Origin of the sequence: Sporosarcina ureilytica (genome assembly GCF_001753205.1) — a bacterium.
GTDB lineage: Bacteria > Bacillota > Bacilli > Bacillales_A > Planococcaceae > Sporosarcina > Sporosarcina ureilytica.
In genome coordinates this window covers 1,520,176-1,538,196 of record NZ_CP017560.1, presented here as the reverse complement: position 1 = coordinate 1,538,196, position 18,021 = coordinate 1,520,176, and the positions used below count along the sequence as shown (strand labels likewise).

Annotated in this window: 16 protein-coding genes and 1 riboswitch; of the genes, 3 read left to right on the top strand and 13 right to left on the bottom strand. The window is 37.1% G+C overall.

Annotated elements, in window-relative coordinates:
• Positions 1 to 54: 54 nt before the first annotated feature.
• The 3 genes from BI350_RS07670 to BI350_RS07660 all read left to right on the top strand — a co-directional run bounded on the left by BI350_RS07670 (position 55) and on the right by BI350_RS07660 (position 3,688).
• Positions 55 to 1,005, top strand: coding sequence for an AEC family transporter (locus BI350_RS07670; protein ID WP_245698314.1), 951 nt, complete (start codon positions 55 to 57; stop codon positions 1,003 to 1,005).
• Between the two features lie 158 nt (positions 1,006 to 1,163).
• Positions 1,164 to 1,265, top strand: a riboswitch (purine riboswitch).
• A 125-nt stretch (positions 1,266 to 1,390) separates the two neighbouring features.
• The gene (locus BI350_RS07665; RefSeq protein WP_075527559.1) at positions 1,391 to 2,347 is read left to right on the top strand and encodes a nucleoside hydrolase; all 957 of its coding nucleotides are present in this window, start codon (positions 1,391 to 1,393) and stop codon (positions 2,345 to 2,347) included.
• Between the two features lie 126 nt (positions 2,348 to 2,473).
• On the top strand, positions 2,474 to 3,688 hold the full coding sequence (locus BI350_RS07660; protein WP_075527558.1) for a NupC/NupG family nucleoside CNT transporter: 1,215 nt from the start codon (positions 2,474 to 2,476) through the stop codon (positions 3,686 to 3,688).
• Positions 3,689 to 4,044: 356 nt separating this feature from the next.
• Here BI350_RS07660 and BI350_RS07655 read toward each other — a convergent pair whose 3' ends face one another.
• The 13 genes from BI350_RS07655 to BI350_RS07595 all read right to left on the bottom strand — a co-directional run bounded on the left by BI350_RS07655 (position 4,045) and on the right by BI350_RS07595 (position 17,958).
• Positions 4,045 to 4,986, bottom strand: a complete 942-nt coding sequence (locus BI350_RS07655; RefSeq protein ID WP_075527557.1) for a hydroxymethylglutaryl-CoA lyase — start codon at positions 4,984 to 4,986, stop codon at positions 4,045 to 4,047.
• A 14-nt stretch (positions 4,987 to 5,000) separates the two neighbouring features.
• A complete protein-coding gene (locus BI350_RS07650; protein WP_075527556.1) occupies positions 5,001 to 6,215 on the bottom strand; it encodes a CaiB/BaiF CoA transferase family protein in 1,215 nt (404 codons plus the stop codon).
• A gap of 176 nt (positions 6,216 to 6,391) precedes the next feature.
• A complete protein-coding gene (locus tag BI350_RS07645) occupies positions 6,392 to 7,726 on the bottom strand; it encodes an MmgE/PrpD family protein (RefSeq protein ID WP_075527555.1) in 1,335 nt (444 codons plus the stop codon).
• 19 nt (positions 7,727 to 7,745) lie between these two features.
• Positions 7,746 to 8,489, bottom strand: coding sequence for an IclR family transcriptional regulator (locus BI350_RS07640; protein ID WP_075527554.1), 744 nt, complete (start codon positions 8,487 to 8,489; stop codon positions 7,746 to 7,748).
• A gap of 40 nt (positions 8,490 to 8,529) precedes the next feature.
• Positions 8,530 to 9,240, bottom strand: a complete 711-nt coding sequence (locus BI350_RS07635; protein ID WP_075527553.1) for an ABC transporter ATP-binding protein — start codon at positions 9,238 to 9,240, stop codon at positions 8,530 to 8,532.
• Positions 9,237 to 9,956, bottom strand: a complete 720-nt coding sequence (locus BI350_RS07630; protein ID WP_075527552.1) for an ABC transporter ATP-binding protein — start codon at positions 9,954 to 9,956, stop codon at positions 9,237 to 9,239. Before BI350_RS07630 ends, BI350_RS07635 begins: the two co-directional genes overlap by 4 nt.
• A 13-nt stretch (positions 9,957 to 9,969) precedes the next feature.
• Positions 9,970 to 10,932: a branched-chain amino acid ABC transporter permease gene (locus tag BI350_RS07625; protein ID WP_075527551.1), complete on the bottom strand. Its 963-nt coding sequence runs from the start codon at positions 10,930 to 10,932 to the stop codon at positions 9,970 to 9,972.
• Positions 10,929 to 11,801: a branched-chain amino acid ABC transporter permease gene (locus tag BI350_RS07620; protein WP_075527550.1), complete on the bottom strand. Its 873-nt coding sequence runs from the start codon at positions 11,799 to 11,801 to the stop codon at positions 10,929 to 10,931. The genes BI350_RS07625 and BI350_RS07620 overlap by 4 nt, the downstream gene beginning before the upstream one ends.
• 59 nt (positions 11,802 to 11,860) lie before the next feature.
• Positions 11,861 to 13,084 (bottom strand): ABC transporter substrate-binding protein, encoded by a 1,224-nt coding sequence (locus tag BI350_RS07615; RefSeq protein WP_155767492.1) that lies wholly within the window; start codon positions 13,082 to 13,084, stop codon positions 11,861 to 11,863.
• Between the two features lie 34 nt (positions 13,085 to 13,118).
• Positions 13,119 to 14,393, bottom strand: a complete 1,275-nt coding sequence (locus BI350_RS07610; protein ID WP_075527548.1) for a dihydroorotase — start codon at positions 14,391 to 14,393, stop codon at positions 13,119 to 13,121.
• Positions 14,394 to 14,513: 120 nt separating this feature from the next.
• Positions 14,514 to 15,209, bottom strand: coding sequence for an isochorismatase family protein (locus BI350_RS07605; RefSeq protein ID WP_075527547.1), 696 nt, complete (start codon positions 15,207 to 15,209; stop codon positions 14,514 to 14,516).
• Positions 15,210 to 16,589 (bottom strand): FAD-dependent oxidoreductase, encoded by a 1,380-nt coding sequence (locus BI350_RS07600; protein WP_075527546.1) that lies wholly within the window; start codon positions 16,587 to 16,589, stop codon positions 15,210 to 15,212.
• A 25-nt stretch (positions 16,590 to 16,614) separates the two neighbouring features.
• On the bottom strand, positions 16,615 to 17,958 hold the full coding sequence (locus BI350_RS07595; protein WP_075527545.1) for an MmgE/PrpD family protein: 1,344 nt from the start codon (positions 17,956 to 17,958) through the stop codon (positions 16,615 to 16,617).
• Positions 17,959 to 18,021: the final 63 nt, after the last annotated feature.

Here is an 18,021-nt window from a genome sequence, read left to right as displayed (position 1 = left end):
CCTTTTCTCCTCTGCAACCATAAATTACAAAAACAATCTAAAGGAGTTACAGTTTTGCTATCCATTAGCGATTTTGTGTTAGCGATGTTGCCGCTTTATATGATGGCTATGATTGGCTTTACTGCTCGCAAATTACGCGTATTCAATCAACATGCAAATCAGGTCATGACACAGCTCATGCTTTATGTTACTTTGCCTGCGCTCATCTTGTTCTCACTTCAAACGACCTATTCCATTGAATTGTTAATCGATTTTATTTGGCTTGTCATTATGTCTATTTTTGTACTATCTCTATCCGTGTTCATTGCGGCTAGACTACGAAAAAAAGCCGCACTTCCTAACGAACAAAAAAGTGTATATGAGAGCTTAATTATCTTCGGCAATCAAGGATTTATTGGGTTTGCTGTTATTCATATTTTGATGGCTGAGCAAGGAATTATTTACTTAACGATATTTAATATTTGTTACTTAATATTAATTTGGACGTATGGAATTTATATATTTACGATGCATGACCGAAGTGTAAATTGGCGTATGTTATTTTTCAATCCCGGGATCCTTTCAACACTCGTTGGCGTATGTATGCTATTTCTTCCGCTTAGTTGGCCGGACATCATTTTGACGACGTTTGAAGATGTTGGGAAAATGACGGTTCCTTTATCGATGATTTTGATTGGGAGTTTTCTTGCAGACATTCGAATAAAAGATTTTATACAGTATGGTAAAAACAAGTATATATGGATCGCGGCTATACTTAAATTAATGATTATTCCTTTAAGCTTACTTGTATTTATATTTCTTCCTGTTCCACGTTCGCTAATCATTGTTGCTATACTGACAGCCGCAATGCCGAGTGCGACAACTACTTCTGTTTATGCACAAAAATTTGGTGCAGATACTTCTTTTGCATCATTCGGCGTTATCCTCACTACACTTCTCTGTTTTATTACCCTCCCTATCATTTATACTATTTTGCAATGGATACAGCCTTTCATAAGTGATTAAGCCGCCTCTTTCCCAAATAAAAAAATCATTATTTGAATACGCATACATGTTGTTTTACTCATATTCGAAAAGTGATTATAAAATTATCGAAAAAAAACAACATCTACACTAACTATTGACCCGTTTAAAATAGGATGCTATTTTATAAAAGTCGAAAAACTGAATAGAAGCTTCTTGAATGTATATGCTTAGAAATATGGTCTAAGCGTTTCTACCTGGTAACCGTAAAAGACCGGACTACATGAAGAACGACTAGGAATGTATTATTTTTTAATAATACATTCCAGTATTTCTAAATGTAAAAAGAACCGAGGTAGAGAAATCTATCTCGGTTCTTTTATTATTTTCGGCAAAACAATTCTAAGTAAAAAGGAAGCGAATTTGAATGGCAAATAAACCTATTTATTTCAATCATGATGGTGGGGTTGATGATCTCATTTCACTATTTTTATTACTTCAAATGGATAACGTTGAATTGACAGGTGTATCCGTAATTCCTGCCGATTGTTATTTAGAGCCAGCGGTATTTGCTAGTCGAAAAATTATCGACCGCTTTGGAAACGGCGGACTAGATGTAGCAGAGTCAAATTCACGTGGTAAAAATCCTTTTCCAAAAGATTGGCGTATGCATGCTTTTTACGTAGATGCACTACCGATTTTAAATGAATCTGGAGAGATACGCACACCAGTAGCAGAAAAGCCAGCACATCTGCATATGATCGATGCAATTCGTAACAGAGATGAAAAAACGACTCTATTATTTACAGGACCTTTGACAGACCTTGCACGCGCACTAGACATTGCACCGGATATCGAAGAGAAAATTGAAAAACTCATTTGGATGGGCGGTACGTTTAGAGAGGCAGGAAATGTGGCGGAACCTGAACATGATGGAACGGCTGAATGGAACGTATTCTGGGATCCAGAAGCTGCGGGTCGCGTATGGGAAACAAATATTGAAATCGATTTAGTCGCACTCGAAAGTACAAACCAAGTGCCATTAACATTAGATGTGCGTGAACGTTGGGCAAAAGAGCGTAGCAATATCGGGGTGGACTTCCTCGGCCAATGTTATGCGATGGTACCGCCGCTCGTGCATTTCTCAACGAACTCAACTTACTATTTATGGGACGTGCTAACGACTGCAACAATCGGCAAAAAAGATCTTGTGAAAGTAGAAACAATTAACAGTACTGTTATCACGGACGGCCCAAGCCAAGGACGTACAGTTGAAACAGCTGATGGTAGACCCGTAAACGTTGTGTATGATGTAGATCGCGATGCTTTCTTCGATTACATGACGGAATTGGCTCGTCGAGTAACCGGCGAGAATTCTAAATAATTTTAAATCCGATATTATTATCAGCGGGAGTTTGGACTCCTGCTGATTTGAAACAACAGAAGTCATTTACTCATAAAAATTTAGAACTTATTTATATATATCATACACAATGATTGGGGAGAAATTATGCAGTATATCTATGGAATAGTAGGGATTATCGGAATTCTAGCAATTGCATTCGCATCATCCACAGCACGTAAATCTATTAATCCAAGAACTATTTTTGGTGCTTTAGCGATTCAACTTGTTTTTGCATTTATCGTATTGAAATGGGAATTTGGTAGAAAAATCATTGAAGTCATTTCAGGGATTGTTCAAAAAGTGATTGACTCCTCTAATGCTGGTATTCAGTTTTTATTCGGGGGCGTCTTGAACATAGAAGGCGCAGGCTTTACCTTTGCATTTCAAGTACTACCCATCATCATTTTCTTCGCTTCATTAATTTCTGTACTTTATTATCTCGGAATCATGCAGTTTGCAACGAAAGTCATCGGTGGACTTTTGGCAAAAGCACTTAAGACTAGTAATACTGAATCCATGTCAGCTGCCGCCAATATTTTTCTAGGTCCAACTGAAGCGCCATTGGTCGTTAAGCCATATATCGAGAAAATGACTAAATCCGAATTATTTGCCGTTATGGTCGGTGGAATGGCGTGTGTATCAGGTGCTGTTTTAGGCGGATATGCGATGCTCGGTGTTCCGATTAATTATTTACTAGCTGCAGCATTTATGGGCGCTCCAGCAGGATTATTATTCGCAAAAATAATCGTTCCCCAAACTGAAAAGATAAATACAGATGAAAGTGTAGTCATGATTAAGGACGAGGAATCGAGAAATATTGTTGACGCAGCTTCTCGTGGCGCTATGGATGGACTGAAAATAGCAGCCGGTGTTGGGGCATTATTAATTGCTTTTATCTCGCTTATCTTTTTAGCGAATACAATTATCGGGTCAATAGGCGGAATTTTCGGACTCGAATCATTGACACTAGAACAGATTTTAGGTTATCTATTCTTCCCCCTTGCCCTTCTCATTGGCGTACCGTGGGAAGAAGCATTACAAGCGGCTTCTTTTATTGGTCAAAAACTTGTACTAAACGAGTTTGTTGCCTACACTTCATTTGCCGCTGAAATTGCAAACTTATCTCCTGAAAGTGTAGCGATGATTACTTTTGCACTTTGTGGCTTTGCAAACCTTTCAGCACTCGCCATGTTAATCGGCGGATTAGGTGCAATGGCGCCGTCAAGAAGACAAGATATTGCGGAGCTCGGAATGCGAGCAATTATTGCTGCAACGTTGGCGAACCTATTAAGTGCAGCAATTGCTGGTATGTTAATTTAAAGAACGAGTTTGACAATGTTATATTATCACCCTATGGAGCAGACAAATGATTAACAAAGACTGCTCTATAGGGTTTTAGTGTCGGGCGCCTGTGCAAAGTCGAATTATGACAATTCACTGTTCTGAATAAAAACCCGAATAATATCAAAATAAACACTGGTAATGTTGGATTTCATTTTAGCTTTATGCAATTGTAATGTATCGTTCGAATAGTTCCTGGCACAGGTACGCGTCACTATAGAAGGTATTAATTTTGATTGTATGTTTGCAATAATCGGTGTTAACTTTGGAGAAATTGATATATTGTAACTACTGAAATAAAGAAAAGATTGAATGGTGCTAATTATCCCTTTACGTTACTTGCCTAACTTGATTTGCTCCGTTGGTGCTATGTGTAAGTCAGAAACTTTTCCTGCTTTGAGGATAAAGCTTTCAGATTCTTTCGGATAACTAATTTGTAATTTTTTTGCTACCTCAATAATCCGGTCAAGATTAAGATTTGTCTTTATTCCCATTTCTTGAAATCCGTGAACTAAATCCTCTGTGGCAATATTTCCACTTGCATTCGGTGCATAAGGACAGCCGCCCAATCCTGCCAAAGAGCTATCAAAATCAACAATCCCCTCTTCAAAACCGGCGACTGCATTAGCAAACGCCATCCCCCTTGTGTTGTGAAGGTGAAGCGAATAACAAAACTCAGGAAATTGGGTCTTTAGACTATAAATGATTCGCTTAATGCTGTCTGGGTTCGCCATCCCCGTAGTGTCTGCTAATGAAATATCGGTAATCCCCAATTGTTCATAGCGTTTACAAATTTCAATATGCCTCTCAATAGGGACAAGTCCTTCATAAGGACAACCAAATGCAACGGAAATTGATCCCTCTAATTGAATTGAATTCTCTTCTGCTTTTTCTACAAGCGACTCAAAACCTCGCATGGCATCTATTGTTTTTTCATTCGCATTGTTTAAACTATGAGAATCTGTAGCGGATAACATTAGCTTAACTTTATCAACCTTTGCTTTTATTGCACGTTCTAATCCGTGTAAATTTGGTACAAGTGCTCGTAAGGTTACATCAGTTGGTCTTTTTATCCTTTGTAATACTTCGTCAGCATCACTCATTTGCGGAATTGCTTTAGGATGAACAAACGAAGTTACTTCAACTTGTTTAAAACCACAATTTAAAATCTGATTTATAAAATCAATTTTTTCTTCTGTAGGTACTATTTGCGGGAGACTTTGGAATCCGTCCCTTGGAGATACTTCCGTAATGACTACTTCATCTAACTTTCCCATTATTCAACCTCCCCTTATATAATATTTTCCTCTTTTAACAGGCGAATTTCTTCGTCTGATAAATTGATTAAATTCTTCAAAATATCATCATTGTCTGCGCCTAAATCCGGACCGATATTTCGAATTGAACCAGGAGTTTTTGAAAATTTAGGTATTACTCCGGGCATTTTTAATTTACCAAGTCTTGGATGTTCAATTTGCACAATATTTTCTCTTGCCTTAAAGTGTTCATCTTTAAATATATCTTCTATACTATTAATTGGACTGATTGGTACACCAAAATCATCGAGATACTCTTGTAATTCATCTCGTTTTTTTGTTTTAACCCAATCTGCTACAATACCATTCGTTAATTCAAAATTTTGTAATCGTACGGCATTTGTATAAAAACGCTCATCCTTAAGCATGTCCATTCTACCCATTGCTTCGGCTAGACGTTCAAATGTCCGATCTGAGCTTGTTACCAAAACAACCCAGTGTCCATCTTTAGTTTGGAATGTTCCGGCTGGACTTGAATGCCCGCTTAATCCAGGTGATCGCTCTTTAACTATCCCGTTCTGATCGTAATCAGTTACTAAAAATTCCATCATACGGAAAACAGATTCGTATAATCCTATATCAACAAATTGTCCTTCTCCATCTTTTCCAGCATCCCTATAATAAAGGGCTGTTGATGTAGCGAATGCAACGTAAACACCTGTAATATAATCTACTAATGAAAATGACGGACTGATTGGAGGACGATCAGTATAACCGTGTAAATAAGTAAATCCGCTAAAGGCAGTTGCAGGTGTACCGAATCCTGCTTTATGTGAATATGGTCCTGTTTGACCATAACCAGTAACACGAATCATTATTAATTCTTCATTACTTTTTTTTAATTCATCGTAACCAACATCCCACCGTTCAAGTGTACCGGGGCGGAAATTTTCAATAACAACATCAGATTTTGCAACAAGCTTCTTTAATATTTTTTTACCTTCCTTACGACGCAAATCAAGCGTTATAGACTTTTTATTTCTAGACATTGTAGGCCATCGTAATGGTTCATCCCCTTTAAACGGCCCCATACCCCGTAATGTGTCTCCTTGTCCTGGTATTTCTACTTTAATCACTTCAGCACCAAAATCACCTAACAAAGTAGCGCCATAAGGAGCTGCAATCATCGTAGATAAATCGAGGATACGAATCCCAGCTAATGGCCCTATATTTTCAGTACGGTTAGTCATTTTTAATATTTCCCTTCTGTTTATATTGAACTCTTGCTTCAATACAGTTGATTCGAATATATCAGCTATACTTACACACCGGTTACCTTCAGTTTCCTTACACTTAAAAATCCGAATGTTAATAACATCTAAATAAATAAATAAATAAATAAGTAACCAACTCTATAGCCTAATAATTATTTTTGGCGTAGTAGTTGGATTAATTCATCCATATTCGATTGAGATTCAATAGTAGATATCCAATTAATAATTTCTTTTTGTATCGAAGCAGACAATTGTGATTTTGTATTCACTTTAAATTTTTCAATAACATCTGCAAATGTTAATTGATGACCGGGTGCACCATAAGCATTATTTAATTTATTTTTAAAAGATTTTCCTGATTGTAAGATCACCTCTACTTCAGCTGGCATATGATTTGGATAATCTTTCTCCAACTCAGTCGATTGTATAACCTTGATTTTTTTTGCAGTTTCTCGAATTTGTAGATTTTCAATAAAATCAATATTAAATACTGAATGATTCGTCTGCTTGGTATGCAACCAGACTGACAATGCATACGGGATACTAAACTTTGCTGAAAGCGCATTAATATACTCACTACTATTCAGCGATGCAGCTCGGGAATAGGTAACTACTTGTATACTTTTAATATCATCTACCTGAATAGCATTTTCCTCTACAATTAACTTAAGAACATCTAATGGGGCATGTGCATATCGACAAAAGGCATGTGTTTTAAAATAATTTTGGTCAATATCCCATCTTCCACTTGTAGAAGTGCAAAAACTACTTTTATCGAATGCATTCCCAATAACTTCACCATATATATATTCCACGTTGTTCCTAGGTGCATAAAAACCAGATTTTAATAATGAAACTGTTTTTATCCCCGACTCTACTGCTTGACCTACATAAATATCTCTTATTAACGCTCCTTCTATCGCAGAATTCCACATCGTAGGCATAGCAAAAGAGGCACTAATATTTATTCCCGCAAGGAATTCTTCTTTAGTTACATCATCAATCATTAATACACTAGCAGCCGCTCCCATAACTCCCCAGGTTCCGTGAGCATGAGCAGTTGGGCATAACGTAGTAGCTCTTCCAAATTGAGAACAGGCTTCATAAGCTCTAATTAAGTTAAAGATAAAATCTTTTCCGCTATATCTATCCTTCGTTTGCACGTATGTCAGCATCGTCGGTACAACATGTGCAGCTGGATGACCTTTACTCCACTGATTTCCTTCATCCAACTCGACAGCAACTGTCGCTGCTCCATTAATTAAAGCCGCAGTATATAAATCTACTAATTTGTCAGTTCCTAATACTGCATATGATCCAGGATGTAAAACCTCGACTTGCTCTATCAGTTTTTTCATACTTGGTTCATACACACCAGCAATTGTCGCACCTAATGTATCAATGAGTACTTTTTTTGCCGATTCCAACGTATTCAAATGAACAGAATCCCAAGTTTCATCCATTAATTTTTGACTAAGTGTTTCCATAAGTCCTCCTAGAAGATACTTATTTCGTCTGTAAATAACCTAATCTTTTTGAGATTTCTTTCGCGCTTTTCGTTAATAATTGAATAAGTATGTTCTCTCTTTCCTCCGACAAGCGCTGAATCGGACCTGCTAATGTTAAACTAGCAATTGATTCTCCAGATACATCAAATAATGGGGCCGCAATTGCAAAACTACCGGAAACCCGCTCACCTTTAGTAAAAGCATAACCTTTCTCATAAGCACTTACTAAATCTTCCCTCAAATCTTGTTCCTTTCTTCCGAGTTCCTTTCCCAAAACAGACAATACTCGCTCTTTTTCTTCATTGTTAGTAAACGCAAGTAGTATTTTTCCCGATGCCCCCAAATGAATTGGCTGTTGTTCGCCTACCCTAACAAAGTTTCTGACAGTCAAAGTACTATCTATTTTTTCAATACAAACCCTACTTAATCCATCCATAATATTTAACTCAATAGTTTCTGAGGATTTAGCAGCTAATTCCCTCATTATTGGCAAAGCAACTGAACGAAAATCTAATTGACTCTGGTAAATGCTGCCGAGTCTAAAGAATTGATGTCCAAGAGAATATCGGTGGTTTTCTTGATTCTTGATTATAAACTCACCATTTTCCAATGTATTCAAGATTCGAAAAACAGTACTTTTGGGAAAGCTCAACTCTTCTTCAATCTCACTTATAGCTAAACTAGTACGGTCCATAGAAAATAGAGATAAAATTGCAAACATTTTTTGAAATGATTTTATCAATAAACTTCAGCCCCTCCCTTCTAACGTTTCTCTTTAACACTTATGAAGAAGTTCCCAGATATGAAGCTTTTAAATTTTCATCATTGAGTAAATCTTTGGCGTTTCCTTTCATTACAATTTCACCATTTTCAATAACATAACCACGATCAGCTAGTCTTAGTGCTTGGTTCACGTTTTGCTCAACCAATAGAATAGTGACCCCTTGCTCTTTAATGTCGGAAATAATATCAAAAACCTGTTGCGTTAGTAATGGTGATAAACCAATTGATGGCTCATCTAAAATTAATAGCTTTGGCTCAGCCATTAACGCACGTCCAATGGCAAGCATTTGTTGTTGACCACCGCTCATCGTTCCTACTATTTGAGACTTTCTGTCCTTTAATATCGGAAAAAGTTCATAGCAGTAGTCTATATTTTTTTTTAAGTTTTTTCTTACACCTGGAATAAATGCACCTAACTCTAGATTTTCCAATACCGTCATTTCAGTAAATAACTTCCTATCTTCGGGTACTTGGATTAATCCACTTTTAACAATTTGCTCTGTAGTAGCTTTATGAATAGACTGACCTTCAAAATAGATTTCTCCTCCCCATACAGGAAGTAAACCAGAAAGAGCCCGAAGTGTTGTGGTTTTTCCCGCACCATTTGTGCCCAGAATACTAACTACCTCTCCTTTTTTTATTTCAAAGGAAATCTTTCTAAGTATTTGTATATTTCCGTAACCTGTTTCCAAGTCAGTTACTTTTATCATGCTATTTCCTCCCCAAGGTATGCTTCAATAACCTTTGGATCCTTTGTTACTTCTGCTGGAGTACCTTCGGCAATTTTTTCACCTAAATGCATAACGACTACTCGGTCTGACAATGCCATTACTGCGGACATTAAATGTTCGATAAAGAAAACTGTAACTCCACTATTACGAATGTCTTTAATTAACTCAATAAATTCATTTACTTCTGAAGGATTGAGCCCAGACATTACTTCGTCTAGAAATAATAACTTAGGTTTTGTTGCTAGTGCTCTAGCTACTTCAACTTTTTTCTGTTCTGCAAAAGTCAAATCTTTCATTGCGACAAGTGATTTATGGGCAATTCCCATATATTCAAGTTGTTTCACTGCTATGCTCTTGGCTTCTTTAAATGACTTAACAGTATTAAATGCACCAACAATCACATTTTCCAATACCGTCAAATTTCCAAATGGTTGAACAACCTGAAACGTCCTTCCCACCCCTTGCTTGCAAATGTATTCTGGTTTTTCTGAATGAATATCCTTCTGCATAAATTGAATTGTTCCTTCATCTGGGCGATGGAAACCACAAATTGAGTGAAATAAAGTTGTCTTTCCTGCTCCATTAGGACCAATTAAACCTAATATCTCTCCCTCATATAGTGTCAGATTAATATTATTAACCGCAACAAGACCTGAAAATCGCTTTGTCACGTTCTCCAATTTTAGTAAACACATACTAAACACTCCTTCACATTTTCTTTATTCCCCTGATTTTCAGTCGTTCTAAAATCCAACCGACTATCCCTCCAGGTAAATAAAGAATAACTACAATTAGAATTACTCCATAAGCCATTAAATGCGCTCCCGCAAAGCCACCAAATAGATGCGCAGTTATCTCTCCCAAAGGAACCAATACTAATGCACCGACAAAAGGTCCAAATACAGTTCCCATCCCTCCAATAATAGCTGGCAATAAAATCGCTACAGAAACATCATTTCCAAATGTAGTCGGTGGTTCAATGTAAAGTATATATTGTGCATAGAATGTTCCACCAAGAGCTGTAATAGCTGCACTTATGGCGATTGCAATCATTTTGTTTTTGAATGTGTTAACACCTAAAGATTGGGCCGCTTCCTCATTCTCCCTTATAGCCACCAGGTTAAAACCCAATCTTGACCGACTAATATAAAACACAAGCATAGTAGCTAGTATTGAAAAGATTAAAATAGTGTAATAATATCCCATTCTTGATTCGAATTGAAACATCAATGGATCCGGATTAATTGTAATTAAGATTCCAAGAGTTTTATTAAAAAACTCTAAGTTTTGAACAATAATCCTCAACATTTCAGCAAAAGCCAACGTCCCTAACGCAAAATATGCACCTCGTAATTTATATCGAAAAGATAAGAAACCAATAACTAGTCCTATAATAACTGCAAAAGCCGCCCCTATAAGCATTCCAATCCAAGGTGTCATAGCATACTTGGTTAATAAGATGGATGAAGTATACGCACCTGTACCAAAAAATACCGCATGACCAAATGAAAACTGTCCTGAATAGCCACTTAAGATATTCCAAGCTTGGCTTACAAGTGAATAATATAAAATTAGAATTGAAATATGCATTATATACTGGCTCTCGATGAATACGGGGAATATTACCAAGAGGGCAAGTATAGACGCAACTAATGCCAAGGATTTATTCATTTCACTTTCCCTCCAAACATCCCATTCGGCCTAAATAGTAACACTAGAATAAAAATAAGATATGTCATCAATTCTTTTAAACTTCCTGGTAAAAAAACTCCCCCAAGAGATTCCGCTATTCCGATTACTAATCCACCAATTAATGCGCCCAAAACATTGCCCAATCCACCAAGAACAACAACAACAAACGCCTTTAGAATAAATGCACTTCCAACATCCGGCGACGTATAAAAGAATGGTGTAATTAATGATCCAGCAATTGCAGCAAGTCCAGCGCCAAGACCAAAAGCAATATAATTTATTCTATTAGTATTCACTCCAAGGAGCGCTGCCCCTTGTCTATTAATTGAAGTTGCTCGGATTGCTTTCCCCAAAAATGTATGTTTCAAAAACCAAAATAAAACAATCGTTAATACTATGGCAAAGACAAATGCAATCAGTTTCCCGGTGTTAATGTTTATAGACAGAAGTGATAATGTTGTGGGCATTCCATCCACATTTACACTACGAAAGTCTGGTTTAAACAAAACCAGAGCAAAATTCTCTACAAATAACATAATACCCAGCGTAACTAATAACTGATTATGTTCCGGGGCATCCATCATTTTCGATAAAATTCCTTTTTGAATTCCAACACCTATAAAAAATAGGACAATCGCGCTTATAGGAATAGATAAATATGGATTCAAACCAAGCAAAGCAAATAACCAATAAGTTACGTACATCCCCAACATCATTAATGCTCCTTGAGCAAAGTTAATGACTTTCATAACACCAAATATTATTGTTAAACCAATTGCAACAAGTCCGTAAACCCCTCCCATCAACAAACCGTCTACGAGAGACTGTAGAAATAATTCTAATGACATTATTCCCCCCCCTTTGTTTAGAATACGGAACAAGATTTATGTCTCTTGTTCCGATAATATTAATTTGCTGGATATACGTATTCCACTTCTTGATACTCTTCTGGATATACAACTTTTGATTCATTTTCAAAAATTTGGTTCAATACAGCACGAGCATTAATATTTTGTCCTTTTTCATCGAATTTAATAGTGTCTTGCGGGAGTATATGATCCGTATAATCAGTTTCTTCCAATGCTTGCATCACTGCGGTTCGATCAGTTGAACCCGCTCGTTCGATTGCATCAATTAATACTTTCGCTGCCATATACGAGTATGCAGCATTAGGACCTAAGTGTTTATTATATTTTTCCAGGTAAGCTTCTTTTACTTTTGTTGCCTCTTCACTTTTAGGGTTAATAGTGTAGTTAACATCCATTAAATTTTGATTTGCAGCTGCTTCGTCCGTAATGAAACTTGCATTACTAAATGCTCCATTAGCAACTCCAATTATAGCTTTCGGTGTGAATTTAGTATTTTGCAATCCTTCGACAAGCATTACCCCATCGCGTAAATAAGTGGTAGATAATACGATATCGGGTTTTAGTGAAGTAATTTTGTTAATTGTGGTCGATAAATCCGCGGTCGCGGCTGAATGCGGTAATGTTGCCAATACCTCTAACTCATACTCTTCGGCTTGTTCGTTTATGGCTTTGGCGATACTAGAGCCAAATACACTGTCCTCATGAACTATTACTGCAGTTTTCAAAGGAGTATTTGTAGACTTGTTTATTTCTTCAAAGTATGTTAGAAAATCTTTTGAGAATGAAGTTGCTGGCGGCTGCATACGAAATGTATATTTAAATCCTCGTTCAGTGATTTCATCAGCGGAACCAATGTCTACAACAAACGGTATTCCACTTCTCTCGGCTTCTTGCGTCGCCGGAAGTGCTACTCCACTTGAATATGTCCCAATAATACCAACAACTTTCGCACTATCTAATTTTTGTACCTCTGTAACTCCTTTTTCAGCTAATCCTTCATGATCACTTTCAACAAGTTCAATTTTTGCTCCATCTAATGACTTAATGCCGCCCGCCTCGTTTACCTCTTCGATTGCAAGGCGAATCGCATCACGCATTTCCTGCCCCTCCTGTGCTAATCCGCCACTTAGAGGGTGAATTGAACCTATTTTCACCGAGTTCCCATCACTTTCATAATCACTACCTTGTACATTTGAATCACTACAAGCCCCTACAATTACGAGTAATACCGACATCATTATTAACACTAGTATTCTCTTCAATTAAATGCCCCCTATTTTTCAGTTTAACTACCACTTAAATAAATCTCTTAATGAATTTACCCCGTCCATTCTCTTTCGTCGGAATACCATTTTCCACAATCACTTCCCCGCGACTAATTGTAAATACCGGCCACCCCGTTAAATCCATACCGTCATAGATACTGTAATCAGTTTTTGAATTCAAGCAATCTACTGTTACTTTTTTACTTTGATTCAAGTCAACAATTGCGAAATCTGCATCCGCCCCTACCTGAATCCGCCCCTTATCTTGCAAGTTGTAAGACTCAGCTAATTGCAACGATGTAATATCAGCGATTCGCTCAAGCGGTATATTTCGCTTCTTATATCCCTCGGTCAACATGACTTGTAGAAGTGTTCCCATACCTGGGAATCCGAATTGTGTTTCCCAAACTCCACCATTTTCTCCAAGCTTTTTTTGTAATGAATTGGGTACATGATCCGTACCTATTGCGTTTATAGTTCCATTTCGAATTCCGTCCCAAAGTCGCTCAGAATCCTCTTTTGCATGAATAGGTGGGCCGACTTTGGCCTTTATACCAACTTCATGATTTTTGCTGAAACAAAGATAATGCGGACAAGTTTCTATCACTACACCTTTCTCGCGAAGCCAAGGTGTATTTTCCAACACATCTACACTTTCGGCTGAGCTTAGATGAACAATGAACAAATTTCCACCAATAACATGATTTAAATATAAGGTACTTAATAAGGATTCCGCTTCAGCGTAACCCGGACTTGTTTTTGACCAAGTACGTAGTCCATTGTCCTCGCCACTTTGTATTAACTGTTCAGTTAGTTTTCGATTAATATCCATATTCTCACAGTGGACAGATAACAGTAACTTTGGTGAAATCTCTTTAAATCTTTCTAGTATTTTCATCAAATCAAAACTCGACAAATCAATTCCATCACTAATCTTGAACTTATCATTCAGTTGTCGTTCGTAATTTCGAAAAAACTTAAAGGATGTAAGATTATGTGTTTCAACTAACTCTTCAAGCTCGTTTAAATGTTCTTCCTTTAAAATCCCAAGACTATAGGTAAAGTCTATATAACTATTTTTCTCGCCTATCTCTTTTACTTTTGGGAAATAATCTAAATAACTTACAGGTTGTCTATCATAGTTTACGATTGTTGTAACTCCACCGACTGCATGCTGTTTTGTATCTCGGAAGTCGTACTCGATAGAATTATAGATTCCTAGATGCTGATGAGCGTCAATTAAACCTGGAAATACATGCAATCCCTTTGCCTCAATGACTTCATCAGCTTGGACCTCCTCCCCCACACTGAATATTCCGGCAATTTTACCTTTTTTAACTCCAATATTTACTTCTTGTACTCCTTGACGAGGTATAACAACATAGCCATTTTTTATAAGTAAATCGATGATAATTACGCCCCTTTTTTAGTCTTTGCTATTTATTTTTTTCATATATTCCACTATTTCATTCGTTTTGATAACGTCACAATACTTCATCCACAAATCCAATAAGCCTGCTTTGTGTGATAATTCAATTCTGTCATACACTGCATCTTCAACAACTGCAACATTAAAATTTCGTGTTACGGCATCTACAGCTGTCGCCCTTACACAACCACTCGTTGATCCTCCTACAATAATTAGGGTGTCCACCCCCATCTTAATTAGATAACTAATAAGAGGTGTACCAAAGAAAGCGCTTGCATAGCTTTTATCAACAACTATATCTTCTTCCTCAGGTGCTATCTCCTGAACAATATCCGTCGCAGGATTCCCGTCGATGTATTTCGTGTTATCTCGCTTTGTTTTAGTAGCAAATGAATCAAAATTGCTCGTCTTCTTTTGAACGTTTCTTGTATAAAGAACAGGGATTTCTTTTTCCTTAGCCTGTTCTTTCAATTTTTTAATTTGGCGAATACCTGCCCAGGCTGCCATTCCGCCACCACTAGGCCATTGATCTAATTGATTTTCGATTGGTTCATCTGCACCAACGTAATTATGTTGAGCGTCTATAATGACAAGAAGCGGTTTTTTTCCTAATCCTCTACTTTTACCGTACCCCCCTTTTTGAATAACAATTTTATCAACCGGTGTCAATGCATCTTCCCAAACAAAACTCATTTAAGCTTCAATCCTTTCTTTTTTTATAGCTTTAGCCGCATGTTCTCCTGCTATTTTCCCCAAACCTAACGCGGCTAACAATCCATTACCCGACATATAACCATAAGCATGATTACCTGAAATTCCTACCGCAGCACCGCCGCCAGCATAAAGATTTTTAATGATTATATTTTTCTCAGTCATTACTTGCGCATTAGAATTAATTTTCACCCCTCCCTGAGTGTGAAATAATGCTGGTACAACCTTTATTCCGTAGAAAGGGCCTTCCAGCTTCTGTGGAAAATCTGTTCTACCATATCTATCACTCTGTCCGTTAGTATTTTTTTGGAATGCACAAAAAGTATCTGATAAACTTGTTTCAGCTACACCCAATTGTTCAGCCAAACCTTCTATAGTTAATGAAGTCTTAAACGCATTTACACCATCTAAGTATTTGAAGTCTTCTATCGAAATTAATTTTCCATAAATCTCTTCATCGAAAATAAGATATCCTAATTGATTTGGTTGTTTCATAACCTCTATGGCAAACTCTGAGTAACCTTTTGTCTCGTCTCCAAACCTTATACCATTTTCATTAATCATGAATCCCCCCATCATTACGGTACCCCATGTGACTAAAACACCTGTAGCTTGGTTAACTGCCGAATGCCCTTGGTATGCCCCCATATTAGATACATCAGCCCCAATTGCCATTGCCATCTTAATACCATCTCCCGTATTGGCTTCATAACCAAAATATAAGGAATCTGAAATTTCCGGGATAAACCGTTTCACCATATCAATATTTCCACCAAAACCGTTAGTTGCTAAAATAACTTTATTAGCTTTTATTTTTTGGTATCCATTTGTCGTTTTCACCTCTACTCCAATCACTTCTCCGTTTTTGCCCGTGATTAATTTAGTTACTTGCGATTTTAGCAATAGATGAATATTGCTACGGGCTGTAATATTTCTTTTTAATCCCCTCATTAATTCCATACCCGATCTAGATGGGGGTGCGTGCATTCGATAGTTTCGTTGACCAGGATATTTGAATTCCTTTACTAAGCTAAGATTTATTTTTAATCGGTCTGACATCCATTCTACTAATTGTGAAGATACCTTACAAAGTGCTATAGTCAATTCTGGATCGCTTTCGTATTTGTTTTTCCTGAAAATATCTTCTGCCATCTCTTCCGCTGTTTCGTAAATCCCATGTTCTTTCTGGAAGCTTGTCCCAGCTGCCGGAATCATTCCAGCACTAGCGACTGTATTACCTAATACATGATCGGTTTTCTCAAAGACAGCAACCTCTAGCCGATGATCAGCTGCTGCCAATGCAGCAATTAAACCACATCCCCCAGCGCCAGCTATTGCAACATCTACTTCAGCATCCCACATGAATTAATCCCCTCTTTTCGTACTCTTAGATTTCTTTTACAAGTGGCTTTATCACAGTAGTGAGTTCTTCTACTCGATCCAGTTTCAATACGGTTTCAATAAATCGTTCGACTTTGTCCTCTCCTAAAATAGGGAACAAATACTCTTTGCTCTTTAGAATTACTTTCTCCGTAAGTTTATATTCATCAATATCACCCTTCGCTCTCTGAACTGTCGTGCTATTCGTTTCACCATTCTCCCATTCAATTTTTACAGTTGTTATTCTTTTATTTGGAAGTAATTCTGTATATAACTTCTTCTCAAAAACGAAAATCTTCTTCATAAGTTCCTGAATTTTTCTTTCTTTTTCCCTCCCATTTATTAAAGGATATCTTCTATTACTTAATTCCATTGCAACTGCATAGGGAATTGAAAATTTTCCAGCGAATTCATTTTCAACTTTTTGTTCTTTTAATTTTGCTGCCGAAGAATAAGTTTCAATATATACCCCTTTAATTTCATCGATTTTCCTCCCTTTTATTAAGCTCAAGGTTGCATCGATAGGTGAGTGACAAAACCGACAATAAGGATAAAATTTGAAATAACTACTTAACAAATAGAATTCTTCCCCTAAATTTTTAGTGATGTAAGTAGTGTCAAAGCTATCCGCTAATACGCCATTAAAAATCTTTTCTGGCGTGAATGCCGATGCACTAAACCCGGATTCCACCAAATCTGGAAGTAAGGTTGTGTGTAGGTTATTTAATCCAATCATTATATTTCGCACTTGGTGCCCCTCTAAGACTGATTGCCAAAGTGTTGGCATACTAAAGCTTGTACTTAGCATCGCTGCCTGAATATAATCATTCTTATTTTCCCAACCTAAAAGCTTTCCAACTCCAAAACCATTGGCAAAAACTCCCCAGTTCCCATGGGGATGTATCGACCGCTTTAATTGGACTGAAGCCCCCATTCGTACACTTATTTCATAATTTACGATAAACGCGGTTAAGAAATCGCTTCCAGATTTCTTATTTTGTAACGCAAGCATCAATAGTGCAGAAAAATAGTGGCAGGCAGGATGCCCTTTTGCAATTTGATTTCCTTCATCCAACTCATCAGAAACCATTCCAATTCCATTGATGAAGGCGGCTGTTCGATAATCAGTCAACATATTTGTTCCAAGGATAAAACCTAACTCATTGTTTCCTGTAGATTTGAAACTAGTTACAGAATCAGCAAGCTGGGATACTTCCAAATGTTGATTTCCAACCACAATGGCTGTGAAAGTATCCAGTATTAGCAATTTAACCCTTTCTCTAACTTCTTCCGTAATATTGAAAATAGATAACGAATGCGCAAAACTTGCTACTTTATCTAGATAATTCATTTAAAAATCACCTTCAATCCACAATATGAAACGCGTTTTAGATATATGTATTCTAACACCCAT

Excerpts from the sequence above, each read along its gene's own strand:
- BI350_RS07665 (WP_075527559.1), top strand. The coding sequence starts at position 1,391 with ATGGCAAATAAACCTATTTATTTCAATCATGATGGTGGGGTTGATGAT.
- BI350_RS07660 (WP_075527558.1), top strand. The coding sequence starts at position 2,474 with ATGCAGTATATCTATGGAATAGTAGGGATTATCGGAATTCTAGCAATT.
- BI350_RS07655 (WP_075527557.1), bottom strand. The coding sequence starts at position 4,986 with ATGGGAAAGTTAGATGAAGTAGTCATTACGGAAGTATCTCCAAGGGAC.
- BI350_RS07650 (WP_075527556.1), bottom strand. The coding sequence starts at position 6,215 with ATGACTAACCGTACTGAAAATATAGGGCCATTAGCTGGGATTCGTATC.
- BI350_RS07645 (WP_075527555.1), bottom strand. The coding sequence starts at position 7,726 with ATGGAAACACTTAGTCAAAAATTAATGGATGAAACTTGGGATTCTGTT.
- BI350_RS07635 (WP_075527553.1), bottom strand. The coding sequence starts at position 9,240 with ATGATAAAAGTAACTGACTTGGAAACAGGTTACGGAAATATACAAATA.
- BI350_RS07630 (WP_075527552.1), bottom strand. The coding sequence starts at position 9,956 with ATGTGTTTACTAAAATTGGAGAACGTGACAAAGCGATTTTCAGGTCTT.
- BI350_RS07625 (WP_075527551.1), bottom strand. The coding sequence starts at position 10,932 with ATGAATAAATCCTTGGCATTAGTTGCGTCTATACTTGCCCTCTTGGTA.
- BI350_RS07620 (WP_075527550.1), bottom strand. The coding sequence starts at position 11,801 with ATGTCATTAGAATTATTTCTACAGTCTCTCGTAGACGGTTTGTTGATG.
- BI350_RS07605 (WP_075527547.1), bottom strand. The coding sequence starts at position 15,209 with ATGAGTTTTGTTTGGGAAGATGCATTGACACCGGTTGATAAAATTGTT.
- BI350_RS07600 (WP_075527546.1), bottom strand. The coding sequence starts at position 16,589 with ATGTGGGATGCTGAAGTAGATGTTGCAATAGCTGGCGCTGGGGGATGT.
- BI350_RS07595 (WP_075527545.1), bottom strand. The coding sequence starts at position 17,958 with ATGAATTATCTAGATAAAGTAGCAAGTTTTGCGCATTCGTTATCTATT.